Consider the following 26299-nt stretch of genomic DNA (forward strand, 5'->3'; position numbering starts at 1 on the left):
GCATTGACGGCAATAGCAACTTTAGGATCACATTGTGCACTACAAGTTCTAAAAGGTGCAAAAGATGAAGGTCTAAAGACAATTCTAGTTTGTGAGAGAAAAAGAGAGAGGCTATACCGTCGATTTTCATTTATTGACGAATTAATCTTAGTAGATTCATTTACAGAAATATTAGAACAAAAACATCAATCAATTTTAGAGCAAAATAATGCAGTATTAATTCCTCATGGAACGTTGATTGCACAAATGAGCTCTGAACAAATTGAATCAATCAAGACTCCAATTTTTGGAAACAAGTGGATCCTAAGATGGGAGTCAGATAGAACCATGAAAGAAAAACTTATGCGAGAGGCAAGACTTCCTGTTCCAAAACCTGTCTTACATTCAAAGGACATAGATAAGCTAGTAATTGTAAAAAGGCAAGGGGCTGCAGGTGGCAAAGGATATTTTTTGGCTGCTAATCAAGAAGATTACAATAAAAAAAGAGAACAGTTGATTTCACAGGGAATAATTTCTAAAGAAGAGACACTCTACATTCAAGAGTATGCTGCAGGTGTTTTGGCATATCTGCAATTCTTTTATTCGCCTCTAAAAGAAGAGTTGGAATTTTTTGGAGCTGATCAAAGGCATGAATCAGACATTGAGGGGCTTGCAAGAATTCCATCAGAGCAACAGCTCAAAAATACTAAAGTTCCATCATTTAACGTGATAGGAAACAGCCCAATTGTTCTAAGAGAATCATTATTAGATGAGGTGTATACCATGGGTGAAAATTTTGTAGAAGCATCAAAAAGAATTGTATCACCTGGAATGAACGGGCCATTTTGCATTGAAGGGGTTTATGATGAAAATGCAAAATTTACATCGTTTGAATTTTCAGCTAGAATCGTGGCAGGAACTAACATCTATATGGATGGCTCGCCATACTACTCATTGCTTTTTAATGAGCCTATGAGTATGGGCAAAAGAATTGCACGTGAAATAAAAACTGCAAAAGGAACAAATCAGCTAGATAAAATTACAACGTAAAAAAAGAAGGTTTCATTTTTGCAAAAAGCATGACAGATGAGAGCATTACTATAAACCCAAAAATTGTACCGATTGGGAATTCTGGAATCACATACGTTCCAATAATTTCAACTTCTTCAGAACCTACTGGTACAAAGAACTCAAATGTGGAGAGCTCAGAATCAGAAGTTATTTGATAATATACTTCTTCACCATCAACTAAAATTATAAATTCATTATTTTCTGCATTTATCAAATCATGTTCCAGTTCTATAAAAAATTGAGAGTCATATGTCTCATCCAGACCGATAAGCAATGATTTTGATTCCGGATCAATCTCCATTGCAATGACATTAGCGTTTATAGTGTAAGAAATAGAATATTCATGTTCATCAATTTCCAAAACATATTCTGAGGAAGTAGAAAACGAATCAGATTCCGAAGTCTGGGCTAAAGCAGGTGTGCTAAAAATCAAAAGAGGTAAAATAAAAAGAAACCAATAATGCATGATTTAGCATCAAATGATTAATTATTATTGCTTTCTTCTATTCCGCAATTAATACACATTTTTTTATCCTGAATGGCAAAATATGAAAAGCTGTGAATAAATCCAATCTTACAACTCATGTTATTTTTAAAACTGCATAAGATTAGAGGATCAGGGTCAAAAAAAACATCGATCAAAGACCATTTATTTCAAAATCAAAGGAATCTAAATAAATAGACCAAATATCTAAAGTTCTACCAGTATTGCTGCTTTTTCAGAAGTAACAAGTTCACTTCGAACTGCATCCACAATATCGAAAGTGGTGATAAGACTAGAATAATCTACCAGTTTAAGATCATTTAAAAGATAGATTTTAGGTGCAATTTCAGAATTGCCAGATTTCAAATAATCAATCAGTTCTTCTAATACTGTTATTTTGCCACCTTGAATAATTCTCCCATTTTTTATCGATAATTTTGGTTTTCCATATCTATCTAAAACTAAAATATGATGCTGAGTCTTTTTGCCAAAAAATTTTTTAATTTCCATATGACCAGTAAACACAAAATAGTGATCAGTTTCATAACTCAGATCAATTAGATCTTCAGAAATTTCAATTATTTCACTAGTTCGTTTTTTAGCATCTTCTAATGTAAAAATATTTTTTGAGGTCTCAGTACTATCCAATTCAACATTACCTACCGCAGTTACACGAAGTAAAGATTTTTCAGATACAAATTCACTATTAATCATTATTGATTCAGGAATAGCGCCTTTGTCTACTAACATAGTATGTATTTTTTTATAAACTTGATTGATTTTTTCAGGGGTTGGTTCAATCATTGTTTGCTCCATCTCTTCTTGGAGCATTGATGACGCCACGCCAATTGAAGAGATAACTTCAGCATGCTCTGCTTTTTCATATTTAATTCCTAGTTGTTTTGCAACAAACGGAACAAGGACTGAAGCTCCACCTCCCCCTCCGATTAATGTTGTATTATATGGATTCATTTTGAATTCTTTTAAGATTTTAGTAATAGTTTTTGTGATCTCAAATGAAGCAGTTTGAATTATAGACATAGCAATTTCGTGATATGACACTCCTACAAATTCAGCAAATATCTTCAGAGCAATTTTTGCAGATTCTTGATTCCCAAATGCATAATCATTTTTTTCGATCATACCCAATGCATTTGCAGCACATGTGTTAGTAATTGCATAAGTACCCTTATTGCATTTTATTGCAACATATTCGGATTTGTCATTTGACATGGGCTTTATTAGAATTATTTTTCCTGTTTTAAGATCTTCAGGATCTGCAAAACAAGAATATTTGAGGCCAGCGATATGAGCGCTACGCGGACCTACATTTGAAATCCTGTTTTGTTTTAACCCAACCATACTGCCACCAGCAACGCCCAAAATTCTTACATCCATTGACCGAATACAAGTAGGATGATCTTTTACTGTAACATAACGAATTTCAGGCTTACCATTTTTTATAATACAAATATTGGTACTAGTACCACCGACTTCAACAAATATACCATTTGTTATTTTTAGATGCAATAATGCACCAGCTACGCTTGCTGCAGGGCCTGAAAGAATAGTAAGGATTGGTTTTGTCTTAAAAGTATCCATACTAGTAACTCCACCATCTCCTTTCATTATCATCAATGGTGCAGTAACACCTGTTTTGCGGATTGCATCCTCAACAAAATTTGCAACTTGAAATGTTTTAGGCAAAACACTGGCATTAACAGCTGCAGTAAGAGTTCTAATTTCTAACCCATATATTCCAGATATCTCATGAGATGCTGTAGAAAGTATTTTTTCTTTTGATGCGGTATTCATAACAAATAATTCATTTGATGGATCATCGACTCCAAATGCTTCAGTTGCAATTATTACCTCTGCACCTTTTTCTTTTAATCGATTTATTGCAGCAATTACTTCTTTTTCGGTAATTAAATGAGATGTATCTAAAAATTCATGTGTTGTTTTAATGTCTTGATTTGTATTTATTGTAGAATCCTCTAAATTTGTTCTTTTGACTATATCTTTTTTTGAAGGGCCTACCCCCATTGCAATTATTCCAACCTTTGATGTATCTGATTCTAGCAATGCGTTAATTGCTTGAGTAGTACTATGTGAGATTAACTCGATCTCATTAATTCCAATTCCAGTTTCATGGATAATTTTTTTTAATGCAATCACGATACCTTCAGAGACCCCTTTTTCGGAACTATGCGTTGTAGGAACCGTAGATTTTGCTAAAAGTGAGCCTGTTTTCACATCAATTGCAACAGCTTTTGTAAAGGTTCCACCAACATCAATCCCAACTCGGATTCTTCGCTTATTCATCCAAGTCCTTCCTTGATTTTCGCATTGAAGCTAGTTGCTGTTCTTTTCTTGGACGCATTATCAAAATGTATGTTGATGCAATAAGGTAAACACCAAGTAATATTACCTGAGCAACAATAGTTTCCAAAGTAGGATAAATCCCAGTCATCATTGCAAGATTGATATCCAATCTAGGTATAGTGCCAATCAATCCAGTGTATGGCACAACATCCAATATCTGAAGTTCTCTAACTGCATTTCCTAAAAATGCAATTGATAAATATGCACCCACTCCCATTGTCAATCCAAATAATGCACGTAATGGCAATCGTTTTCCCAATTTTCTCATTACATAATACAGACCCAAAAGTGAAATCAATCCAATGATAAAGCCCAGGCCTACATAGATTTCCATATATTTTGCAAATCCAGACATCGCTTGGTAAAATAAAACAGTTTCAAATCCTTCCCTATACACAGTAAAAAAGGATAACATCACAAAGACCATAACACTACCAGTGGTGGTAGCTTGCCAAACTTTTGCTTTAACAAACTCCATCCATTTTTTATGTTCAATTTTATTTAAAACCCAGAAACTAACATAAAATAAAACTGCAGTTGCAGACAATGCCGCAATCGCTTCAATCAATTCACGGTTTGCTCCTGAGATTTCAATAATGTACGATGCAATAATCCAAGTAACGGCAGTAGCTGCAAAGGCAGCAACAATTCCATAATAAACATATTTCTTAAATTGATTATTTCGTGATGCTTCAAGATATGTCAATATAGCACCAAGAATCAAGACAGACTCCAATCCCTCTCTAAATACAATTGCAAAAGAAGATGAAAATGCGATTGCAGGGGCAAGCTCACCAGTCCCAGTTACAATTCTTTCAGATTCATCAAGATTTCGCTTGATTCCAATAATGACATCGTGAATTTCATTTTGAGGTGCCTCTTGTTTAATCAAGTTTCGCAGAGTGGCAAATTGGTATTCTACCTCAAGTGTAAAATCTGGATCAATTGCCCTAAGAGGAATCTCTACAAACTCATAACTATCAAGGTATGCTGAGCGAGATGATGCATGTGCGGATTGAATATCTCCCTGATCATAATGTAGTAATGTTTCTTCTAATTGCTCACGAATTACATCGATTTTATTTTTAACTACTGTTTTTTGATCATCAGATGCATCACCCATAGATTTTAAATTCTGTGTCGTTAGTGTACCACCATTAACAAGAGGAATAAGTTCGCTAGTCATTTTTTCAGCTTTTGCCAAATCAGGCAGAATTGAATTTTCAATAAATTGAATAATTGCATCTGGATCCTCTTTTTGAATAATCATTTTTCGAAGATTTTCACGCATATCAATTTCTAATGTATTTAATAATGACTCGTCTACTTTTTTAATGTCAGATTCTAGATATTCAAAATTTTCAAGATATGCCTCAATTGCGAGTTCTTCGGCAGTTGAATAATCATTAGAATTTACTGCGGTAGATAATTCGGAATATAAGTTTCTAATTACACCATATAGATTGGTTTTATCGATTACAATCGTTTCAGTTCCTAACAAATCACGCTGTATTGCAGTGATTAAATTTCCAACAGTTACAAAGCTACTTTTATTTAAAACAGATTTATCCAAATCAGTAAAAAATGAGTCAGTCTCTTGTTTCAACCGATCATCAGATATTGGATTTTGATTCAAAATAATCTTTGAATGTTCGATTAACGATAAAGTAAAAAAGTATGATTCATTGCTTTTATGTTGAAAAAATGTTTGATATTGTTCATCAGCTTCTGATAAAATAAACGCCACAACTACATTAGAATCACCATCTGATGAATTGGAGGATAAAGTTTCTTGCAGTGTATTTATGTGTGCAATCAAATTATGTGACTCTGATTTGGATAAAATACTCGAATGAAGATCAAGTAATTCAAGATGGAGGTCATCTGAAAGATCAGAATCAACTGTTCTTAAAAACTGAATATTTTTCCCATAGAAATTATTAGTTAGAGCAGAATATTTTTCTGCAGCATCATAATCATCCTCCAAAATGGCTTTTTTCGTTAACTCCAGACCTAATTCAGTAATAGTAAAAATGGAAGCATATTGTTCTTGATTTTGAGCATATACACTAGTAGGTATAGAATACAATCCCAATGCAAAAACAACAATAATCAAATACCAATAAAATTTAGATTGCATGAATTAATGATTAGGTCTAGCTAACGGTATTTAAACAAAAGATTAATTCTATAACTTTAGAATGAACATCTAAGAATGTAAAATTCAATCTTTTTTATTTTTTATTATTTTAACTAGTATTTGTTTTAGGATTAGATGTATTTGGATAAAGATGTAATGTAGGTTCCAAATCAGTCAAAGTGATTTCAACTTTACCAATACGACTACGATATTGTTTTATTTTTTTTCCTTCAGGGGAAATTACAAATTTATCTACTTCGGCAAGTGCCAATTCTTCCAAATTCGATAAGGTTTTGTAAACTGTAGATATTGAAATTTTTAACTCATCTGCAATTTGTGTTGCATCTTTTGATTCATTTTTAATTGAAAATAACACAGCCCTAGTACAAACATTGCTTAAAGATTCAATTATTTTTTGAGTTATATCAAATTCACTTAGTTGGATTATGTTAGGTTTTGACATTAAGATCATCAGTTGGGTACTAAATTTAGGACAGGATCAGGTTTTTTTATTGAAATATCAGCCTTGCTTATTCGACTTTTGTAGATTTTGAACTTTCTTCCTTTATCTGAAATCATCCATCGTTCTACTTCAATTAATGTAAGTTCCTCAAGATCACCCAGTTTTTTATAAACAGAACTAAGCGGGATTTTTAGCTTATCTGACAAGTCAGCTGCAGTCATTCCTTTTTTTATTACTGAAAACAGTATTGCCCGAGATTCAGAATCTGCTAATGCTTCAATTACTTTTTGAGTGACATCATATTTTTTTAATTGAGGTAATGTTAAACGTCGTGTCAATTAAATTAAAAATTAATAGAGAGTTATTTAAATTACATCATAGTGTTCTCGTTCTAGAGAGTTAGAACAATTAATTAAAAGCAGACTTCAATTCATTATCCGGCTTGAAATGATTCCAAAGAGAGCCTAAAATTATACCCAAAGATAACCAATAAATTGAAACTGCCACTGCAGACATCATTCTAAAATGATCAACTAAACTCATAGGTGCAGTGATTTTATCAGGATTTTCAGGCATTGCAAAAAACACCATTCCAATAAAAACAGCATATCCTAAAATCGCAATAAATTTTTTATTCTTTAATTTTTTAAATATCTTGTAAAATCCTAAAGCTCCAAATCCGGAAATTGCAATAAAAGTTAGAAACAATATTGATCTTAATACAACAGTATCAGGATCACCAACGGTTGGTGGATTTGCTGGGTATTTTAAAAAGGGAATAAAGTAAATTGCAAGCCACATTATTCCTGCTAAAATTAGAGATTTACTCACATAAGATTTTCCAGGTAAAGAGTGTCTTGAGAGTACAAAAATAATTCCAAACAAAGAACCAATGGATATTCCTAAAATTGCACCAGCTAAAACTTGACCACTTTTTTGCCAATATCGATAAGAATCAAATTCTACTCTGAATTCAGGAGTGTCTTTTGCTTCGCCTGAAGCAAAAAGATGTTGATTTTCAATTCCAATTGCCTGATCTAATGAAGGCTCGACAAATACAAGATTAGCAGCACCATGAATTAGTCCTGCCGATAGACCTGAAATTAAAACAATAACAATAAAAAGAAATGTTCTCATCAGGTTAACCCCCTAATGACAAGGAAAACCAGCAGCGTGTCTCATATCATGAGTAAGTTCATGGATGTAAAGATCTTGAAATGCTTCTTCTCCATATACCAAACTAAAGATATGTCCCTGATCAAATCCAACAACAAACAATCCTGCTGCAAAAACTATAGCTAATGCCACAATTGCGATTACAGGAACACTGTTTTTAGATGCATTAATTTGTCTTGATTGAGACATGAAGTTTCCGTCAATCAAACATATTTAAATTCTTGGACAATTTGTCCAATTAATAAAGAAAAATTATTGCAGGCTCAAAATATCAATGTTATTTTTAGATCGAACATACTATTGTTGTAAAATACAACAAAAAATTAAGAAAATGAGAAATTTTGAATCAGAACAAAGTCAAAAAAAATATCAAAACATAATATCACAAACAATAGAAGCCTCATTAATTGATCTGTATGGAATAAACGGATACAAATCGATTATTCAAGCAATGATGAAAGAGTGCGATAAATCTGAAAAAGAAATTACAGGAAATTACAAACATTTTTCTAGTATGATTCAAAGAATTTTTGGAAAAATAGGAGATTCAAAATCCTAGAACCAATAAAAATGGAGATCAATAAAATTCAAAATATAAGCATGATTTTTCAAACATAACAAAAATATTTCAGGAGTTATTTATTGAATTTATATATCAACTTAGGCTAGAAGAATCCTGCGTAAAAATATTCAAATTTTACAAGATATTGTATCTAGAAAAGGTTCAAGCAAAGTACTCACATTTAGCATACCACATGTTTTCAAGGCATTACAATTATTAGATAAGGAAGGTTTTGTTAGCAGAGCGACCTTTGCAAAAGAGATTCATTTAGGAGAAGGGGCAGTCAAGACATTAATTTTACATTTGAAAAAAGCAGGGATTGTAAAGTCAACAAAGTCTGGGACCTTTCTTACAGAAAAAGGAAAAAAACTATCAAATCAAATAAAAAACACAATAGCCAAAGAATGTAAAGTAAAAAAATCATCAATAATCCAAGGAAAATATAATCATGCGATTTTATTAAAAAAATATGCTGAAATGATCAAAACAGGTATTGAGCAAAGAGACTATGCAATTTTGTATGGGTCTTCAGGTTGCACTACAATGATATACAAAAATGAGAAATTAGTCTTTCCAGGAAATGAAAGAGAGTGTTTTCCTAGAGACGCAAAAACAAAAAAATACATCATTGAGAATTTATGCCCACATGAAGAAGATGTCATAATAATTTCATCATCAGATGATCCTTTTGTAGCAGAAATATCTGCAAAAAATGCTGCATTATGGACAATAGCAATTGGATAGAACAAGGAAACTATTTACTAGAAAATAAAATCAATAAACCTATGAAAAAGAATTTTGTACTTACAATTCCAATCATAATAGGAATTTTGGCAGGTTTGTTCTTAGCATTTTATCCACAAACAGAAGATAATCCAAAAATATTAACTGAAACAAATCTAATTCATAATGGCTCACCTATTCTAGGAGACCATTCAGCAAAAATTACAATTTTAGAGTGGGGTGATTATCAATGTACATTTTGTCATAAATTTCATCAAACCACACTAAATGCAATTAAACAAGATTTCATAAATACTGGAAAAATAAAGATGGTATTCAAAGACTTTCCATTAAATGGAGAAGATTCTATTTTGGCTGCAGAAGCAGCATATTGTGCTCAAGACCAAGGAAAATACTGGCAATATCATGATGAATTATACAAGAACTGGGCAGGCGAAAGAACAGGATGGGTTAATCGAAACTCGTTAGATAAATTTGCGACAACTGTGAAATTGAATTTAGATAAATTCAACACGTGTCTTGATAATCACAAATATTTAGATAAAGTAAATCAATTACACCAATTTGGAAAAGAGATAGGTGTTGATGCCACACCGTATTTTCTAGTTTTTAATAATGAAAAAATAATCAAAATAAGAGGCAATCAACCACTTGAAGTCTTTTTAAAATCCATTGATGAATTATAATTTCAGGAATATAATGAACTGAACCAACCAAACTTAATATTCGTATAACAGGAAGCAAAAACAAATGGAAAAGATCAACATAGAAAAAGTAGATTCTGTTAAACTTTATAAAATTAGAAAAATGTTAGAAGAACTTTCCCAAAAATCAGGAAGAGGAACCGAACTGATCAGTGTATACATCCCAAAAGGAAAACAACTACACGAAATTATAAGCACCTTACAACAAGAACAAGGAACTGCAGACAACATCAAATCGGATTTGACAAGATCACATGTAGTAGATTCGTTAGGCAAAGTAATTCAGAGATTAAAACTACTCAAAAAAACACCAGACAGAGGACTTGTGATGTTTTGCGGAGCACTACCGCCTGAAGGAGGAGGTCCTTTAGGAAGCGAGATGGTAAAGGTATGGGAAATTGATCCTCCAAAAGATTTGAAACAATATCTTTACAGGTGTGATGATCATTTTCATGTAGACATTCTAAAAGACATGTTAAAAGATGACAATCTGATTGGATTCTTAGCTATTGATGCCAAAGATGCCGGATGGGGATTATTACATGGCGACAAAATAGAGGTACTTTCACAGACAGGCTCTGGAGTAGCAGGGAAACACAGACAAGGAGGGCAGTCTGCAAAAAGATTCCAAAAATTAAGAGAGATGGAGCTTTCATATTTTTACAACAGAGTTGCCGGAACAACAAGAGAATATTTTATTGATATTTATCCTGTAAAAGGATTAATAATTTCAGGTCCTGGACCTACAAAAGAAGATTTTATCAATGGAAATTATTTAGAATATAGATTACAGAATATGATCATCAACACATTAGATTGTGGATATTCTGGAGCAGAGGGAATTAGAGAGGCATTTGCAAAGTCTGCCGAACTTTTATCAGATTTCAGAATGGTGGAAGAAAAGAAGCTAATCGAAGACTTGTTCAGAGAGATAAACTCCCATTCAGGGTTAGGAGTATACGGATTACAAGATGTGATTGAACTTTTGAAAAATAATGTGGTAAAAACTTTGATCATCACAGATGACACAAACTTAAATCGAGTTGAAGGAAAATGTCGCAGATGTCAAAATATTCAAGAAATAATTGTTGAAAGAAGAGACGTCATTCCAAAAAAAACAGAATACTCAAGCAAACCCTGCCCTGCATGCAATGCAATGGAAGTTGAACCAAACGAACAAGATATAGTAGATTACTTGGAACTTCTTGCTGCTAAAACAGGAAGCAAATTAGAAGTGGTTTCAGGAAGTGCAGAGCATGGAACTATGTTATCAAGCTTGGGTAAAGTGGGCGCCATACTTCGATACAATCCAGGCCATACTAAGGAAGCAAAGATTTGATTTTTCTTGCAAGAATTGAAAGTTCATCTGTATTTGAGATTGAACGTTTTGTCCAAATGGTTCCTTTGTGATTATATCTTGGAATAATGTGGACATGAACATGAGGGATGATCTGTTTTGCAGCCCTTCCGTTGTTTTGTCCAAGACTAAATGCATCAGCATTGGTTGCAGATAAAATGGCATTAGCTATTTTTGGAACTATTGAAAACAAGTCACCAACTGCTTTTGAATTCATATCGGTGATTCTTTCATGATGTTTTTTTGGAACTACCAAACTATGGCCTACATCTATAGGATATTTGTCTAAAAATGCAACATGTGATGAGTCTTCATATAGAATATGAGCATCTTTAACTCCGGATAATATATCACAAAAAATGCAACTCATAATAAAATTAAATTTTTTGTTCTTATTATTGTTTCATGGATGAATAGATCAAAGTATTAACTTATCATATCAATATTTTATTGAATAATTAACAATCCTTTCATCTCGGGATGAATGGTACAGTGATAAGCATATTCGCCAGATTTATCTGCCAAAAAGTTAATTGATTGAGATTCAAAATATCCAAGATCTTTTGAATGTACATTAAATTCATCGATGTTAAAATTATGAATTGATTTTTCATCAGGAGTATTTTTAATTTCATTAATTATATGCAGCGAAACAAGATTTCCTTTGGCAATATTCAAAGTAGGACTAGTCATTCCAGGACGAGGAGCCTGTTTTCCACCTCTACTTGATTGATGACTAAACAAATAATGACCGTCATCTGATTGTCCAGTTTTAATCAATATATTTTCTGGAACTAAAAACACTGGATAATCCACATTGACTGGAATTAGAGATTGATATGCATAATAACCGCCTGTTATAATGACTACAAGAATTACAATACCGATTAGTTTCATAATTGAAAATTTCATCATTTGGAGCGCCAGTTTATCTCACTATTTTTTTCTCAAGATAATTTGCATTAACGCATCTTTGGAATAATCTATGCCATGTTCTTCATCAGTGTGTTTTCCAAATTCTTCGATTACGTGTGCAATTTCACCCTCTGCTACAAAATCACACTCAAATCCATAGTCATTACATCGCAATTTTATCAAACTATATTTTTTGCATAACCGATAGTAATAAGCCTAAATTAACATTGTTAAGTAGGATTCCAACTCAAAATATAGTCTAGAAAATTACATTCAAAAATCCATTAGAAAATTAGATTAAGTGAACTATTACATGTAATGTATGGCTGATTCTCGTAAATATCGTGACAGAATGTACATCATAAAGGACATAATACTTACCCTTTCAGAATATGGCCAGCTGAATCAGACAGCATTGTTTAGTTTTTGCGGATTAAACATATCAAAACATAAGGGAATTTTAGATAATTTGGAATTAAATGAAATGATTAAGAGAGAAGAAGTTTCGGAAGGAAAAAGAACCATTACGATTTTCAAAGTGACGCAAAAAGGAATGAATTTTTGTCATGAGATCATAGAACCCTATGAAAATCTATTTCCAAGAGGGGGAAAATTCTCCGAAGAATCATTCAAACTCGGGGGTTTACTCTTCATCTAGATCATATTGAGATGAAATAGATTGATCAAGTTGTTCTTTTTTCTTCAGATAGTTATAGTAGCGATTATTCCATTTACTAAGCGAGTTAAACTGCCTCAATCCAGCAACTAACCAGATGCCCGATGTTACCAATATCACTATAACCGTAACCATCAACAAAATGCCAAAATCACCTTCTTGTTCTATTAAAAGTAAAAATTTTGGATGAGTAGATAAATACAATGAAATTATTATTGCAAGCGGAGCCAGAATAAGAGCAGATAAAGAAACACCCAACATAATGCCCTTTAGATGTTGAATTTTTTCAATAAATCCATCCATTGAACTTAGAATATCGTTTCTCTCGTCATTTAACAAATCTAGACAACCCCTTGTTTCAAATTATATAACACACATTAATTCTATCGCATAGAGGTATTTAGAATATACTTAACATTGTTAATGTGAAATTTAGTTTGTTCTGTTTTTGTTTGTACGTGACTTTGTTCTAAGAAGAGAATGACAACAAATACAACGAAGGTTTTGTGTTTTAATGAATATTGAACAAAACGAGCATCTTTTTTGTCCATTTTCATATTTCCTAGTAGAGAATTGGATAACTTTATGCAATACACATATACCATTACAACGATAAGTCATGATCTAAGGGAATTTTTTTCTCCCAATTTGAAATTTTTCTAATCTCCACCAATCATCGTCTCGTTTAGAAGCAAGGTTTTCATCTTCTTTGTCTTCCTTTTTCTTCATGTTATTAAATTCATGAATTTTTTAATAAAAGTAGATGAACAATGTTAAGCATTATCTAAATACCAAAGATCAAAAATATTACTTATGCAGAAGCACATATCTACTCCAAAGGAAAAATTCCAAGAATTCATAAATTTGCATATCAGCAATGCGTAGTTTCATTTACTGCCTAAGACACGGGAATTTTTCTAAGATAAGCTTCTGCATTTTTGTTCATATTTTAGATCAAGAACAAAAAAACTAAGTTACCATTGTTAAGTGATGTTTTAGTACAACTAATTTCTGCGGAATGTGTGGAATTTAAAACAAAAATTTCAAAGAAAATAGCCGTTCCTAGTTTGAAAAATGTATTCAAAAAGGATCCTCAATTTACAAACGAGTGTAGAATTTGTAACATGAAATTTACGGATTCAGAAAGAACAAAGAAACACATGATTAAGGCTCACTCAAAACCAAAGCGCGAAAGACAAGATCACTAAAAATGGCAAAAGCATACGTCATGATAAATTGTGAATTGGGTTCAGAAAAGGAAATCATTGCCTCACTGAGAAAAATTGTTGGAGTAAAAGAGGCCCATGGCACACTTGGTCTTTATGATATTGTGATACAATTAGAATCACCTACTGAACAAAATATTCAAGAAATTGTTACTAAAGTAATTCGTAAAATGCCAAAAATTCATTCTACAGTTACTTTAACCAGATCAGAATCAGGGGAATTATTTCAAGCATCGGAGAAGCTAATTGGGATGATGTTAGGTCAGAATAAGGCTCAAGCATATGTAGTCATTCACTGTGATAAAGGAGAAGAGTTTCCAACATTAAAAAATCTCAGCCATATTTCTGAAGTAAAAGAAGCAGATGTGGTTTTTGGGTTTTACGATGTTATTTGTAAGATAGAAACCTCAAATAACAAAACATTGGAAAACATAATCACAAAGGGCATCAGAAAATTGCCTCATATTAAAACCAGTATGACTCTTAACATAATCAATGAGCAAGGATAAGTATATTTTATCTGAAAGAAACACCAGAGTTCAGTTTACTTCCGATTTATCATTTTTTTAGGTATAAAGCAATACAAGTGATGATAGTGAATCATTTCTTTTTTGGAGAAAAATTAATTTTCACATAATAATGTCAAGGTCAAATTTTCATCGAACAGTTAATTAGGGTAAATTTTTGATTTATGATTAATCATGGGAAGAAAAGAGAGAAGAGAACGTGAAGAAAAGCGTGAAAATTACGCTACAAAGCGCTCTTCTGAGAAAAGAAAGAACATGATGATAGCTATAGGAGTATTTGCGGTAATAGCTGTAATTGTAGGTTATTCAATCTGGATTTTCATGAATATGACAACAAATGCGCCTGGCGCGCCAGAGGGAGCAGGTCCACTAGGAAGCGAGCACTCTCATGCTGCAATGTTAGTTAAGATATTTGGAGATACGTTTGACTTTTCATTACCTGCTTACCAAATTAAGACAAGCTGGATTCACTTTGAAGGAGGAGACGGAACTACAGTTCACAAGCATGCAACTGGTGTGAATTTAGGATTTTTGTTTAATTCAATGAAATTAAAAGTTGATGATAAATGCTTCATATTCCAAGATGGAAGACAGTTTTGTACAAATGAGGATTATTCATTGAGATTTTTCATCAATGATCAAGAAGTGAATGATATTTCAGGATATGAGCCAATGGATAAAGATAGAATCCTTATTGTATACGGTTCTGAGACTCCAGAAGAGATTCAAGAATTATTAAAACAAGTAGACACACAGCCAATTATTGAAAGATAATTTTTTCAGTATTTTTAATTATTATTCATCAGATGGTTCTTGTGTTGTAAATTGTGCCATTTTATCAAATAGCATGTAATATCCACATTTAGTGCATCGTAGAACAGTCAATTCAGTAGTAAGAAATTCTTTATCTTCAAATCTACCGCTTAATTTTACATTTTCACCTGCAATTTCTGCTTTGTTACTTTTACAAACAGGGCATTCAAGTGCTTTTTGCTCCACAGTATTACAAAATAAGATTACAATTTAAATCATTGAAACTTTTTCAACAGATAATCTTAAAGTATAGAAGAAAGTCAATAGGTCAGATATAGAAATTATGCGAACATGTAATAGTTTTCATTTATATTTTATCTAATAGCATAGTCAAAAATATTATTTATTTGAGAGTTAGTTTTAAAATAAGAATTTAGAAGATAAAGAAAGTCATATTTCAATAACAGATAATATCTGTTCGTGATCACCAAAACATTGCTTATTTTCCATACATGATTGACATACCAACCATGTATGATTATGACGACATCCTTTTGTCCCCTTGTAAATTATCTTATACTGTGGAGAATGTCTTTCTTCACAAATGTTCATTTGGACATCTCTGTTTGATGTTTTACAGATGAGAGGAAACGGTTTGTCATTTTTAGCAAATGAGTCATATCCGAAGTAATCTCAAATTGATCTTTCATGATAAAAATAATATGAGCGCCAATAGTTAAACAAATGTCAGATTAAAAAATTACACTAATATCACAATCTTAACCCTATAGCAAACCTCGTTTTCGTTTTATGTTACACTTGACGTAGATTTACTCATGAGGCATGATTAAGAATTCAGACAAATTTAGAATCTATTCCTAATTTCAATGAGTACGTTTACCGTGATTGTCAAATCGTATGATAATCAGGGTATTTTTATCTAATATTATAATCTCTTTGCTCTTCCTTCATTGTTTCATCCATTCTTCTGTACAAGATATGTGAACATTTTTCCATCCATTTTAGTCCATCAGAAATAATTATCTCCTTTTTACAAATACAAATCAATCACAAATCTAGTTTTATGGATTATGAATTTAAGCATGTTAGAAAGTAGACAATGAGAATTTCGATAAAGTCTAAATTATAGCAATTTACATTTGTCATGTTATGGAAATTTCTAGTAGAAATGTTGTAGAAGGAACTGCCAGATCTCCTCACAGAGCAATGTACAAAGCGATGGGATTAACGGATAATGATTTAAACAAACCGTTTATTGGAGTATGTCATACTGGAAATGAAGCGACCCCTTGTAATATTCATCTACCAAGATTAGCTCTAAAAGCAAAAGAAGGAGTCAGCGATGGAGGTGCAACGCCTAGAGAATTTTCAACCATTGCAGTAAGTGATGGAATCGCAATGGGACATGAAGGAATGAAATCATCATTAGTTTCAAGAGAAGTAATTGCAGATTCAATCGAATTGATGATTCGCGCACATCAGTATGATGCATTTGTAGGAATTGCAGGATGTGATAAAAGTTTACCAGGAACTATGATGGCAATGGCCAGATTAAATTTACCTTCAATCTTTGTTTATGGTGGAACCATTATGCCAGGAATGCTAAATGGTCAAGAATTAACTGTAGTTGATGTGTATGAAGCAGTAGGAGCATATGATGCAGGGCAATTATCTTTAGAAGGGCTAAAAGCAATAGAAAATACGGCATGTCCAAATGCAGGTTCTTGTGGCGGCATGTTTACTGCAAATACAATGGCATCAATTTCTGAAGCAATTGGTCTTGCTTTGCCAGGTAGTGCAAGTCCCCCAGCAGAAGACGATAGAAGAGAAAAGATAGTGTATGATACAGGGAAAGCTTGCGTAAAACTATTAGAACAAAATATCAAACCACGAGACATTCTTACATTTGATGCATTTGAAAATGCAATCACAATGCTAAATGCAGTGGGTGGCTCTACAAATGGAATTTTACATTTGTTGGCATTATCAAACGAAGCAAGAATAAAATTAACATATGAGGACTTTGAAAGAGTTAGAAAAAAGACACCACATCTAGCAGATATGAAACCTGGAGGAAACTATGTCATGAATTCATTGGATAAAATTGGAGGAATTCCATTTATCCTAAAAAAATTAGCAGAAAAAAAATTAATTCATGACAATTGTATCACAGTTACTGGAAAATCAATTAAAGAAAATATTGCATCTATGAAAATTCCAGAATCAATTCAACAAATAGTAAAATCAGTTGAAAATCCAATTCATTCAGTAGGAACAGCTGTCATATTGAAAGGAAGTTTGGCGCCAGAAGGTGCAGTGATTAAAACAGCTGGAGTTGAAATGACACGATTTACAGGAAAAGCACGTGTATATGACAGAGAAGAGTATGCATTTGATGCAGTAGCCAAAGGAGAAATCGAGGAAGGACATGTTGTTGTAATCAGATATGAGGGGCCTAAAGGCGGACCAGGAATGAGAGAGATGCTTGCAACTACTGCAGCACTTGTAGGTCAAGGATTAGGAAAAAAAGTCGCAATGGTAACAGACGGTAGGTTTTCTGGAGGTACTCGTGGATTTATGGTAGGACATGTTGCTCCAGAAGCATATGTAGGAGGACCTATCGCTCTAGTAAAAAATGACGATGAGATAACAATTGATATTGAAACTAACATACTTGATCTTCATGTATCGACAGATGAGCTAGAAAAAAGAAGAAAACAATGGAGTCCACCAAAACCAAACTATACAACAGGAGCACTAGCTAAATATGCAACACTAGTTGGCTCGGCTGCACAAGGTGCAATCACCAGTGCAAAATTATGATTTGTAATAACTTACAAAAAAATCCCTAGAATTTTTTCGAATAGAACCAAAAGAATGAATCGCTCACAAGGTTTATAGATCACTGATATGAGATTAATTTCAGAGATAACAGGAAAAGAAAATTACGTTACAATTATTGAATTACTGTTGTCTACTAAAGATAATTAAAATCAAGGTATTTGCCACATGTTTCTAATCCTTTCAAAATACTTAAGATGGAACTATAATTTATAAAAATATGGGGTTGCTTACAAAAAAAATTCTAGAATATCAACAAAAGAAACTAGTACAAGCAGAAAATTTGCTAAAATCCCATATTTCCAAAAAGGAGCAGCTCAAAGAAATAGGCTCAGATAAAGAGATTGCAAATCAGGATAAAATGATCAAAATTTGGAATAAAAATATTGAAAAAATTAAACAAGAAATTAACAAGCTCCAAATTAAAGGCTAAAATTTCATCAATACGCTTATGTTTGTATTAAACATAAAAGAGATATGGGTTCATTTGGAGACTATACAATTGCTAAATCATCATCTGTTGACATAAACAATATCAAATGGACCCAAAAAAACCAAGATACTACTAAGAAATCAAAAAAGAGTAAAGAAAAAACAAAAAAAATATCACCTTTGAACATCATCTATACGGATGATGTAGAAAATCCAACATTAGATAAGATATTCAAAATTCAAACAGAACAGATAGAACAAAAAAAGAAGAAAAATGAGAAAAAAGCCAAGACCGCCTCTACAACTAGTTCAAAAATACAGTACTCATTTAGTCGACGTGGGAGATAATATTAGATAATTTAATTTTTAATCATTGTAAGAATTATTAGATTATTGATTTTCTATGCCTAAAACATCATAATATGCACGTGGAATCATTTTTTGAGCTTTGAATAATACGTTATTAATTGCGGTATCCAGTACGTATGTTTTTGCCCAATCATTTTCACTTCTAATTGAACGACCAAATCCTTGTAATAATTTAGTCAGAGTTTGTGATGTATACCATAATGGAAATTTGTCCATTTTTGCTTTTGTTCTTTTTTCTTTATAGTTTGGATATGGAACTTTGGCAATGATTTGAAATCGTGATAAATCATCTTTGAGGTCGACTCCTTCCCATAATGAAGAAGAAAGTAGGACACCAGTAGGATCAGATGCATGTTCTGAAATAATTTCATCTTGAGTTTTTCCATCTTGATTATAACTATGACAGATCCTAATTCTTCTAGTATTTTTTGGAGAAAGATATCTAAGGATTTTTTGACATCGAGGAACAGAAGAAGTTAGGATCAAGCCTCTTTCACTAGAATGCTCATCCATTATTCTATCAATTGCTTTTATCACCTCAAGTTCATCAGATTCAGTAGAGCCATAGCTTAATCGTTTAATGTTTAAAAGATCAATTCGTCGATTATTAAGAGGAAATGGGGATTTGGGAGTATCAATGAATGCAACTTCATCTTGGGTTAATCCCATATTTTCACAAAAGCTGAATCGATCAATCGTGGCAGACATGAATATTTGATATTCTGTGGTGAAAAAAGAATTCGCAAATGAAGATACATCGATTGGTTTCACAGAAATTGATCTAAAATTTCCATTCAAATCTCTAATAGGATCATTTACAACAAAATTATCTTTTCCAGTAAGAATGTCAATTTTAGCTTGTGCTGCTCTATCATATCGTCGCTCTAATCTTATTATAGACTCATAATCAGGTTCTCTTTGAAAGGAATCACTTTCCTTAATGTCTTTAATTTTTTTGGCATAAGAATATGCAATATCATCGATTAGTTGAATCATAGAATCTAAATCGGAAAAATCATATTTTCCAGAATTTAAATTACATTCGTCAATTTGGCCATTAAAAATATCAAATCCGATAAACTGCATTATTTGGTCTTCAATTTTATGGGCCTCATCAAATATCGAAACTTTCCTATTAAGATAATCTTCAAATAGTTTTTTGTTAAATTTCATAATTTGAAAAAAAGCATGGTAATTCCACAGAGAGTGTTTTGAGACAAGAGCATCGTATTTTTGAAGATAATAGTGACATGATTCAGTATTTTGTGTGTGTTCATCAATCTGTTTGATTGTTGGTTTGAATTTACATACTTCAACTATCTCTTTTCCGTTTTTGATTATTTTTTCCTGACATTGTCCTTTGTCACAAGTCAATCCCCATCGCATAGCTCGTCTAGTATTGTCTACTTTTTCAGATTCCATCATTTTCAAACAAGCAAAATTTTGTTTACCTTTGACAGGTTTAAGAAATGGGATATCTTTGATGTATTGATCTTGAAGGTGTTTTGAGGCGGTAATTGTAAATGAACTATCAAAATATTTAGATACTGTAGCTCCAACTAGAGATTTTCCTACTCCAGTAGGAGCACACAAAATAATTTTCTTGTAACCTGATTTTATTTTCTCTTCAATTTCAAAAATTATCTTTTTTTGAATATCACGTGGAGAAAATTGATCTGGAAATTTTTCTAAAAGAGACAGGATTAAACCTGATTTTCTTTAATATTAAAAGCATGAAGGTTCTATTATTATCAAATACATGTGATGTAGTTTAATATCTAGTAAGATCACAGTAAATCATGGAATTATTAGAAGATAAAATGAGAGTTTGGTTAGAAAGCGCCAAATTTGTCAAAGCAATTCCTGGCGTGTATGTATTGTATAACAGAAACAAAGATGTGATCTACATAGGTGAAAGTAACAATTTAGAAGAGACATTTACAAAATACGTAGAAACTGAATTTGAAGGAAACGAATGCAAACAGAAAACACAATCATATCAACGCGAATTCACTAATAATCCAAAAGAAAGACAAATTCAGTTAATCGAAGAGTTCAAAAAACAGTCAGGAAAATTACCATCCTGCAATACAGAGATTGCATTAGAAACTCATTAATGATTTTTATCGAATCATCTAGTCTGGTATATCTTCAGGCATAAAATTAGAGAAAGTAATTAATTTAAGAGTGTCGTAAAAATATAATGCATCAGTGTTATTATTGCGAACAAATTTTTGATTCCAAAGAAGCATTGTATGATCATGTTGAAATTCATTCAGATATTGAACGAAATCAAGAAATAATGGATAGGAAAAAGAAGGAAAAAAAGGACTAGCCTTATTTTTTGGTTTAAACAATCAATTACTAAATAAAATTAGAGTAATAGTAAGAATTTATCCATTCAGGAATAGAAATATAGATTTTAAAATAAAAGAATATGGAATGGGTTGAATCACTTTTAAAAAGATCATGCGATAAAACACTAACAAAAGGGGAAGTATTACACAGTTTGTTTCACATGATTGAAATAAATGAAAATACATTAAATCACATACAATCAGATAAGAGAGATTTTGGCCCAGAATTAGAAGAACTAAAACAGACCGAAATCAGAGATTTAGATTTCCATCTAAAATATTATCGCAGTCTTGTCAATTATATCAGTTCAATTCCTGAAAACAAAATTATCAAACAAGAATAAGATCATCAGATCACAATACACAAGATTATAAAAATTATTAGAAAAATTACATTCGTAATTTTTTAAACATATCATCAAATTTTTGTTGTTTTTCAAGTATTTGTCCATAATTTGTTTGTGCATCATACTCTTGACGTTCATCAAAAAGATATTTCTCCCATTTTTCAATTTCATTTGCTATCATTAAACCTGAACTTTCACGTGCATGCTGTTTTTGTTGTTCTTGGTTTTGGCCACGTGTAGAGAATTTTTTCCACAAGAAAACATCTTCAAGATGTCGGGTTATTTTAGGTTTAAGTAATTCAGCAAGATCAAAATGTCCTTGTTCATGTTTTAAAAGCAATATTGTTTCTTGTGATTGTCTTATCCAAGATAACATTGGATAAAATTCAGTAGTCAAAACAATATTTTCGATAAAAAATTTAATTTCATCACCAAAACCTTCAGAATTTACAGTCCAAATGTAAGAGTATTTGATGGTACTATGGGAATCTTCAAATGCCGCCGGATTAGAATCCGCTTTAAAATCAGATAATTGTAAAAAATAATCTTTAGACCATGCAATAGTATTATTTTGATTCATTAAAATTCCTAGTATTATATAGGGATAAAATTATTGATTTTTGAATATTTTCTATAAAATTAGGCAAATAAACGGATTAAATTATAATTTATCAAATTAAGAATATGTTTGACGGCTATGAATTCTAGGGAATGGTCGATTAGGCAAACGTAGGAATGCCGTCAAACATGATGACTCAATATTATCACATCAAAATAGATTAAAAGAAATAGTGTGTTTAATTTGAAAAACAATTTGTACTAAAATATGCGATATTTAGCCACAATTAACAAATTTAGGAAGGATCATTTTTTCTAACCATTTTGATCAATTAAAAAAACATGTTTCATTTTAACAGTTTTTTTCATAATTAAAAACATAAAAAATATTGGAAGCAAGGCTGTTTGCATATTTGATGGCTTGAATACATCCCCCAAAGGGACTGAAGCAATAAAGACATCAAATTTGCTTGCTTTCCCTTAAACTATTAATTTCAGACAAGGTAAAATCAGTTTATGAATTTAAGATTAATTATTTCAATGGAAGTAGCAGTCACATCATTAGCTGTAGGATTAATTTTGGTATATGACATTACAAGATAATTATAATTAAAAATTTAAATAAAATTAATTTTTGACGTCAAAATTAGGATGACAATCCAATACATCTAGAATAGAATTACTTTGATTGATTAATTTATGTTGCTGGTCTATAAGTAAATTAATTTGCTCTGCTTCAGAATTTAATTTTTTTAAAGCAATTTGAGCTTTTTCAAATTCTTCTACAGATAATGTTTTATTTTCATAATACGTATAATGTTTATAATATTCATCATATTGTAAATGTTTACGAGATATACTATCTGAAAGGGATTTAATTTGAATTCTGAGTTGTTGATCTTGTTCAAGTAGTAATTTTTGACCAACATAGAGTTCTTCAAATTTTTGAGGGACGATAAATCCCATAGAATCAAAATCAGCAGAAGGAGATTCATCTGAATACATTAAACTGTTTTTATCTGCGGTATGTCCTAAACCTAAAACATGACCTATTTCATGCATTATTATATTGGAAACCATATTTTCATCATTTTGAACATATTTCCCACTACAGTCTTCATCACCAACAGAAATATCCAATACACATTGATTTAAAATTCCAAATAACATCGAATTACAAGTAGCTAAACCTGAATGAGTTTCAGATGCATATACTTGCCATCGGATAATAAAATTGGGGTTATCAGATTCTACAAAATTCAAATGAGGATTTAATGATTCCCAGGTTTCAAGTGCCTTATGTAATGCATTTAATGGAATTTTCTCATCAGGTAAATTTGGAACGGGCTGAACAGAATAAGATATCGTTTTTTGCTCATTTTTAGGCATAAATTTTGATAATTCTTTAATATTTTCGGATGTTTGTGGTAACTCAGATTTTTGATTATCAAAAGGGAATAGATTTGCATACCATAGATAACCTAACGAAATTACAAATAACAGTGCAATGAGTAGTATCTTCACTAAAAAAAATTATGTCGGTGGAATAAGTAAAACTTTCTACAAATTAATTGGTCATATTACAACAATAATTGAAAATTTCAGACACTTACGCACGTTATTAACCAATATTAAATAATAAAGAAATACACAGGACATAGCAGAAAACATATGCAAAACAAAAAATTAGAGGATAAAAGATATCAAGAGTTAATAAAACAAAAAGAAGAATTTGAAAAAAATAGACCACATGATATAGAATCCATGAGAAGATGGAAACATTCAATGGGCAAAATTTTGGAAGAGTTAGAATTATTTAAAAAATAATAAAAATTAGGATTCATTTTAAATCACATAGTTATTTTTAAAAAGAAATCAACTAGCATGGGTGTGATTTTGATAAATAATTAGATTTTTCAGCTGAATTTAATAGATCTGGGTTTAATTTAAGAAGTGCAATCACACTAGAAAATGCCGGACATTGACTATCAATTGAAAATAGTTCTTCATAATTTTGGCATTGTATTATTGCATGGGAACCCCAATCACATTCAACACCATCTAACAAATCAAAAATTACTTTAACATTACAAGAACTACATTCCAAGAGAAGATTATCAATTTTATTCACAATATTAAACCTACAACATATTATTAAAATCACAATATAACTTGTAATAAAGTGATTTTAATAGTAGATTAATTTCCAAATTTGAAAAAATGATCAAGGTAATCAAACATAAAACTAGGTATAATTAAGACAATAGATTTTTTTAAATTATGAGCGTTATTTTAGACAGAGGTCTAAGAAATGACTGAATGCCCTACATGTAAACTATCCATGGAATCACATTCAACGGCAGAATTAATGGAGTGTTGTATGAAACAGATTGGCGATGATTTTACTGAAGAAGATCATGGCGTATGCCCAAATTGTAAACATTCGATCAAAAAACATACTCATAAGGAACTTGCAGAATGTACATTGGCATTTTTTAAATCAAATATTCATGATTAAATAAAATATAGATTTTTAATTTTAATAAATTTAAAAAAAGTAATCAAAAATAAAAATATGGCATTTTGAAGATAAGCATAAACAGCGGTCCATTAAATTCAAAATATTGGATCAGTTAACAGAGATACTTATCGAGAAATATTCTCCCATGTTAACAAACAAGCAAGTATGGGAATTTGACCAGATTAATGAAGATATAAAATTTGACATGGTGTATACGGAACCTGAGAATAAAGGTGAAATATCATGGAAATCAAAATTAGCTCATCTAAATAGCGACATCAGAGAAACAGTAGTGAATACTTTTGATTATCTTGCAGACGGATACGAGTTATGGATAACTAGTTCTAAACAAAATCAAAAAAAAATAGACATGTCATTAATACCATATATCATGGCGGTATTAGTAGATACAATGATTGATGAAGAAATTTGTTTAAAATTTAGAGAAGAAAATAACTACTTAGTTGTTTCAGTTGATTCACAGACAGACGTTATAGATTGTAAAGAATTCTTTGAAGAATTTTATCATCTAGCAACTGGATTCAATTATGATGTAAACACTGGAATTCCAGATGATGAAACTGAAGCAGAAATGTACTTGACAAGATTACAAGAAGAATTCGATCTAAAAATGAAGGAGAAACTAGGTGAAAAATACCTTCCAGGAAATAGTGATCCAGATTCAATCACCTCCAAATGATTGAGTCAAACAACCATATTTCATTAAACTTTAAGTTGGTAAAAATCAAAATATACTATGGAACATACTAAAGAGTGCGAATATAGAAATACACATGATATGATTCATGCCAATTGTTTTTGTAAATGCCATAAGATAGTAATGATGGAATCAAAAAAAATGGATTCAAAATCATTCTAAATTTAAATTACGTATAGAACATAAATGTAAAAATTCTTTAGGGATGAGAAAATAACAATAATGCTGATTGGCTAGATTGGGGAATAAACAATACTCACAACCTTTCTCAGACTAGAGCAGTGAAGCTCATCATTCAGGTCTGACAAACAAGGTCTTTGATGCCAGTTAGCTTTTACAGTGACAACTACATTGACAACTATCAGGGATACAGCGATTTTGTTTACAATCAAGACAACGTTTACTTCGACCAGTTTTCATTCTTAATTCTTCAATTCTTCTTGTCTTATCACTCATGAAAAGTAATACTTGTTGTATTCAAAAAGTCTTTAGATATGTAGTTCCAAGTCCTAAAATAGCAGCAAATTATAAAAAAAGTATTGCCAGAAAATAAAAGGCCATTTAAAAGATTCGGGGATAGAACGTCTCGACCAAAAACCCAAACAGATGAGGATAAAATTAGAGATTTTGTTTTACGTAACTCAAAAAATGGGTATTATACCAAAGTGTCGACACTTTCTTACAAATTTGAAATACCCATTGAGAAAGCATGGGAAATAGTAGGAGGACTTTTGATAGATGGTTCATTAGAATCAGTTCATGATGAATTCACCGGCGAAATGAAACTATGTGAGGCAGGAAAAACATATCTAATAATGAATTTAGAACAACAAAGGAAAAAACAAAAATCACAAGAATTCAAAAGAAACAAAAACCAAAAAAGAACAAAGACATCTAAGATAAATTAAGTATGATTTTTTAAAAATTATTCAAGATAACTTTTAATTTTTATACAATTTAAGGCAGATTATGG

The 26299-nt window shown here is 31.4% G+C and carries 36 protein-coding genes; 19 read left to right on the forward strand and 17 right to left on the reverse strand.

The window, feature by feature from the left end:
- The first annotated feature begins 3 nt into the window (after positions 1-3).
- Complete coding sequence (locus tag MY1_RS04615; protein ID WP_007550581.1) at positions 4-1029, forward strand: formate--phosphoribosylaminoimidazolecarboxamide ligase; 1026 nt, start codon at positions 4-6, stop codon at positions 1027-1029.
- Here MY1_RS04615 and MY1_RS04620 read toward each other — a convergent pair.
- From MY1_RS04620 to MY1_RS04650, 7 genes are all read right to left on the reverse strand, one after another.
- Entirely contained in the window at positions 1019-1516 is a 498-nt protein-coding gene (locus MY1_RS04620; protein WP_007550582.1) for a PEFG-CTERM sorting domain-containing protein, read from the reverse strand. The genes MY1_RS04615 and MY1_RS04620 overlap by 11 nt on opposite strands.
- A 225-nt stretch (positions 1517-1741) precedes the next feature.
- Positions 1742-3859, reverse strand: coding sequence for a hydantoinase/oxoprolinase family protein (locus MY1_RS04625; RefSeq protein ID WP_007550583.1), 2118 nt, complete (start codon positions 3857-3859; stop codon positions 1742-1744).
- Complete coding sequence (locus MY1_RS04630; RefSeq protein WP_007550584.1) at positions 3852-6059, reverse strand: FTR1 family iron permease; 2208 nt, start codon at positions 6057-6059, stop codon at positions 3852-3854. The genes MY1_RS04625 and MY1_RS04630 overlap by 8 nt, the downstream gene beginning before the upstream one ends.
- A gap of 109 nt (positions 6060-6168) precedes the next feature.
- Positions 6169-6522, reverse strand: a complete 354-nt coding sequence (locus MY1_RS04635; protein WP_007550585.1) for a helix-turn-helix domain-containing protein — start codon at positions 6520-6522, stop codon at positions 6169-6171.
- Between the two features lie 8 nt (positions 6523-6530).
- The gene (locus tag MY1_RS04640) at positions 6531-6860 is read right to left on the reverse strand and encodes a winged helix-turn-helix domain-containing protein (RefSeq protein ID WP_007550586.1); all 330 of its coding nucleotides are present in this window, start codon (positions 6858-6860) and stop codon (positions 6531-6533) included.
- Positions 6861-6930: 70 nt separating this feature from the next.
- Positions 6931-7659 (reverse strand): CbtA family protein, encoded by a 729-nt coding sequence (locus MY1_RS04645; RefSeq protein ID WP_007550587.1) that lies wholly within the window; start codon positions 7657-7659, stop codon positions 6931-6933.
- A 12-nt stretch (positions 7660-7671) separates the two neighbouring features.
- Positions 7672-7887 (reverse strand): CbtB domain-containing protein, encoded by a 216-nt coding sequence (locus MY1_RS04650; protein WP_007550588.1) that lies wholly within the window; start codon positions 7885-7887, stop codon positions 7672-7674.
- Between the two features lie 85 nt (positions 7888-7972).
- Here MY1_RS04650 and MY1_RS04655 point away from each other — a divergent pair, with 85 nt between their 5' ends.
- From MY1_RS04655 to prf1, 4 genes are all read left to right on the forward strand, one after another.
- Complete coding sequence (locus MY1_RS04655; protein WP_048109712.1) at positions 7973-8257, forward strand: hypothetical protein; 285 nt, start codon at positions 7973-7975, stop codon at positions 8255-8257.
- 189 nt (positions 8258-8446) lie between these two features.
- On the forward strand, positions 8447-9004 hold the full coding sequence (locus tag MY1_RS04660) for a DUF4443 domain-containing protein (protein WP_420835213.1): 558 nt from the start codon (positions 8447-8449) through the stop codon (positions 9002-9004).
- Positions 9005-9045: 41 nt separating this feature from the next.
- Positions 9046-9690: a DsbA family protein gene (locus MY1_RS04665; RefSeq protein ID WP_007550593.1), complete on the forward strand. Its 645-nt coding sequence runs from the start codon at positions 9046-9048 to the stop codon at positions 9688-9690.
- 64 nt (positions 9691-9754) lie between these two features.
- Positions 9755-11047, forward strand: coding sequence for a peptide chain release factor aRF-1 (gene prf1, locus MY1_RS04670; RefSeq protein WP_007550594.1), 1293 nt, complete (start codon positions 9755-9757; stop codon positions 11045-11047).
- Here the strand turns inward: prf1 and MY1_RS04675 are convergent.
- From MY1_RS04675 to MY1_RS09525, 3 genes are all read right to left on the reverse strand, one after another.
- Complete coding sequence (locus tag MY1_RS04675) at positions 11028-11435, reverse strand: HIT family protein (protein ID WP_007550595.1); 408 nt, start codon at positions 11433-11435, stop codon at positions 11028-11030. The two genes, prf1 and MY1_RS04675, sit on opposite strands and share 20 nt — an antisense overlap.
- A 77-nt stretch (positions 11436-11512) precedes the next feature.
- Complete coding sequence (locus tag MY1_RS04680) at positions 11513-11977, reverse strand: cupredoxin domain-containing protein (protein ID WP_237698796.1); 465 nt, start codon at positions 11975-11977, stop codon at positions 11513-11515.
- A gap of 24 nt (positions 11978-12001) precedes the next feature.
- A complete protein-coding gene (locus MY1_RS09525) occupies positions 12002-12163 on the reverse strand; it encodes a DUF1059 domain-containing protein (protein ID WP_081470645.1) in 162 nt (53 codons plus the stop codon).
- A gap of 139 nt (positions 12164-12302) precedes the next feature.
- Between MY1_RS09525 and MY1_RS04685 the strand changes: the two genes are divergently transcribed.
- The gene (locus MY1_RS04685) at positions 12303-12638 is read left to right on the forward strand and encodes a hypothetical protein (protein ID WP_048109719.1); all 336 of its coding nucleotides are present in this window, start codon (positions 12303-12305) and stop codon (positions 12636-12638) included.
- Here MY1_RS04685 and MY1_RS04690 read toward each other — a convergent pair.
- Positions 12624-12959 carry a hypothetical protein gene (locus MY1_RS04690; RefSeq protein ID WP_007550599.1) on the reverse strand — a complete coding sequence of 112 codons (336 nt, stop codon included), beginning with the start codon at positions 12957-12959 and terminating at the stop codon, positions 12624-12626. The genes MY1_RS04685 and MY1_RS04690 overlap by 15 nt on opposite strands.
- A gap of 719 nt (positions 12960-13678) precedes the next feature.
- Here MY1_RS04690 and MY1_RS04700 point away from each other — a divergent pair.
- The 3 genes from MY1_RS04700 (at position 13679) to MY1_RS04710 (ending at position 15183) form a co-directional block, all read left to right on the forward strand.
- A complete protein-coding gene (locus tag MY1_RS04700) occupies positions 13679-13864 on the forward strand; it encodes a hypothetical protein (RefSeq protein WP_007550601.1) in 186 nt (61 codons plus the stop codon).
- A 2-nt stretch (positions 13865-13866) separates the two neighbouring features.
- Positions 13867-14391, forward strand: a complete 525-nt coding sequence (locus tag MY1_RS04705; RefSeq protein WP_007550603.1) for an Lrp/AsnC ligand binding domain-containing protein — start codon at positions 13867-13869, stop codon at positions 14389-14391.
- 192 nt (positions 14392-14583) lie between these two features.
- The gene (locus tag MY1_RS04710; protein ID WP_007550604.1) at positions 14584-15183 is read left to right on the forward strand and encodes a hypothetical protein; all 600 of its coding nucleotides are present in this window, start codon (positions 14584-14586) and stop codon (positions 15181-15183) included.
- Positions 15184-15204: 21 nt separating this feature from the next.
- Here MY1_RS04710 and MY1_RS04715 read toward each other — a convergent pair whose 3' ends face one another.
- A complete protein-coding gene (locus tag MY1_RS04715; RefSeq protein ID WP_007550605.1) occupies positions 15205-15408 on the reverse strand; it encodes a hypothetical protein in 204 nt (67 codons plus the stop codon).
- Positions 15409-16332: 924 nt separating this feature from the next.
- On the opposite strand from MY1_RS04715, the gene ilvD reads away from it, so the two are divergent.
- From ilvD to MY1_RS04730, 3 genes are all read left to right on the forward strand, one after another.
- Complete coding sequence (gene ilvD, locus MY1_RS04720) at positions 16333-18006, forward strand: dihydroxy-acid dehydratase (protein WP_007550606.1); 1674 nt, start codon at positions 16333-16335, stop codon at positions 18004-18006.
- Positions 18007-18244: 238 nt separating this feature from the next.
- Complete coding sequence (locus MY1_RS04725) at positions 18245-18457, forward strand: hypothetical protein (RefSeq protein ID WP_007550607.1); 213 nt, start codon at positions 18245-18247, stop codon at positions 18455-18457.
- Between the two features lie 44 nt (positions 18458-18501).
- Positions 18502-18804 carry a hypothetical protein gene (locus MY1_RS04730; protein WP_007550608.1) on the forward strand — a complete coding sequence of 101 codons (303 nt, stop codon included), beginning with the start codon at positions 18502-18504 and terminating at the stop codon, positions 18802-18804.
- Positions 18805-18846: 42 nt separating this feature from the next.
- Here MY1_RS04730 and MY1_RS04735 read toward each other — a convergent pair whose 3' ends face one another.
- Positions 18847-20529: a helicase C-terminal domain-containing protein gene (locus MY1_RS04735; RefSeq protein ID WP_237698836.1), complete on the reverse strand. Its 1683-nt coding sequence runs from the start codon at positions 20527-20529 to the stop codon at positions 18847-18849.
- A 95-nt stretch (positions 20530-20624) separates the two neighbouring features.
- Here MY1_RS04735 and MY1_RS04740 point away from each other — a divergent pair, with 95 nt between their 5' ends.
- From MY1_RS04740 to MY1_RS04750, 3 genes are all read left to right on the forward strand, one after another.
- Complete coding sequence (locus MY1_RS04740) at positions 20625-20942, forward strand: GIY-YIG nuclease family protein (protein WP_007550612.1); 318 nt, start codon at positions 20625-20627, stop codon at positions 20940-20942.
- Between the two features lie 86 nt (positions 20943-21028).
- On the forward strand, positions 21029-21160 hold the full coding sequence (locus MY1_RS10100; RefSeq protein WP_007550614.1) for a hypothetical protein: 132 nt from the start codon (positions 21029-21031) through the stop codon (positions 21158-21160).
- 102 nt (positions 21161-21262) lie between these two features.
- Positions 21263-21526 (forward strand): hypothetical protein, encoded by a 264-nt coding sequence (locus MY1_RS04750; protein WP_048109723.1) that lies wholly within the window; start codon positions 21263-21265, stop codon positions 21524-21526.
- A gap of 46 nt (positions 21527-21572) precedes the next feature.
- Here MY1_RS04750 and MY1_RS04755 read toward each other — a convergent pair whose 3' ends face one another.
- Positions 21573-22109, reverse strand: coding sequence for a hypothetical protein (locus MY1_RS04755; RefSeq protein WP_007550616.1), 537 nt, complete (start codon positions 22107-22109; stop codon positions 21573-21575).
- Positions 22110-22714: 605 nt separating this feature from the next.
- Entirely contained in the window at positions 22715-23611 is an 897-nt protein-coding gene (locus tag MY1_RS04760; protein WP_048109725.1) for a matrixin family metalloprotease, read from the reverse strand.
- A 147-nt stretch (positions 23612-23758) separates the two neighbouring features.
- Here MY1_RS04760 and MY1_RS09880 point away from each other — a divergent pair, with 147 nt between their 5' ends.
- Entirely contained in the window at positions 23759-23914 is a 156-nt protein-coding gene (locus MY1_RS09880) for a hypothetical protein (RefSeq protein ID WP_007550619.1), read from the forward strand.
- Positions 23915-23966: 52 nt separating this feature from the next.
- Here the strand turns inward: MY1_RS09880 and MY1_RS04765 are convergent, their stop codons facing one another.
- Positions 23967-24218 carry a hypothetical protein gene (locus MY1_RS04765; protein WP_048109727.1) on the reverse strand — a complete coding sequence of 84 codons (252 nt, stop codon included), beginning with the start codon at positions 24216-24218 and terminating at the stop codon, positions 23967-23969.
- Between the two features lie 180 nt (positions 24219-24398).
- On the opposite strand from MY1_RS04765, the gene MY1_RS04770 reads away from it, so the two are divergent.
- Complete coding sequence (locus MY1_RS04770; RefSeq protein WP_048109733.1) at positions 24399-24605, forward strand: hypothetical protein; 207 nt, start codon at positions 24399-24401, stop codon at positions 24603-24605.
- A gap of 106 nt (positions 24606-24711) precedes the next feature.
- Positions 24712-25308: a hypothetical protein gene (locus MY1_RS04775; RefSeq protein WP_048109735.1), complete on the forward strand. Its 597-nt coding sequence runs from the start codon at positions 24712-24714 to the stop codon at positions 25306-25308.
- Positions 25309-25653: 345 nt separating this feature from the next.
- On the opposite strand, the gene MY1_RS10105 is transcribed toward MY1_RS04775, so the two are convergent.
- Positions 25654-25782: a hypothetical protein gene (locus MY1_RS10105; protein ID WP_258167210.1), complete on the reverse strand. Its 129-nt coding sequence runs from the start codon at positions 25780-25782 to the stop codon at positions 25654-25656.
- 83 nt (positions 25783-25865) lie between these two features.
- Here MY1_RS10105 and MY1_RS04780 point away from each other — a divergent pair, with 83 nt between their 5' ends.
- Positions 25866-26234, forward strand: coding sequence for a hypothetical protein (locus tag MY1_RS04780; protein ID WP_048109737.1), 369 nt, complete (start codon positions 25866-25868; stop codon positions 26232-26234).
- The last annotated feature ends 65 nt before the right edge of the window (positions 26235-26299 follow it).

Origin of the sequence: Nitrosarchaeum koreense MY1, assembly GCF_000220175.1 — an archaeon.
In the GTDB taxonomy this organism is placed as follows: domain Archaea; phylum Thermoproteota; class Nitrososphaeria; order Nitrososphaerales; family Nitrosopumilaceae; genus Nitrosarchaeum; species Nitrosarchaeum koreense.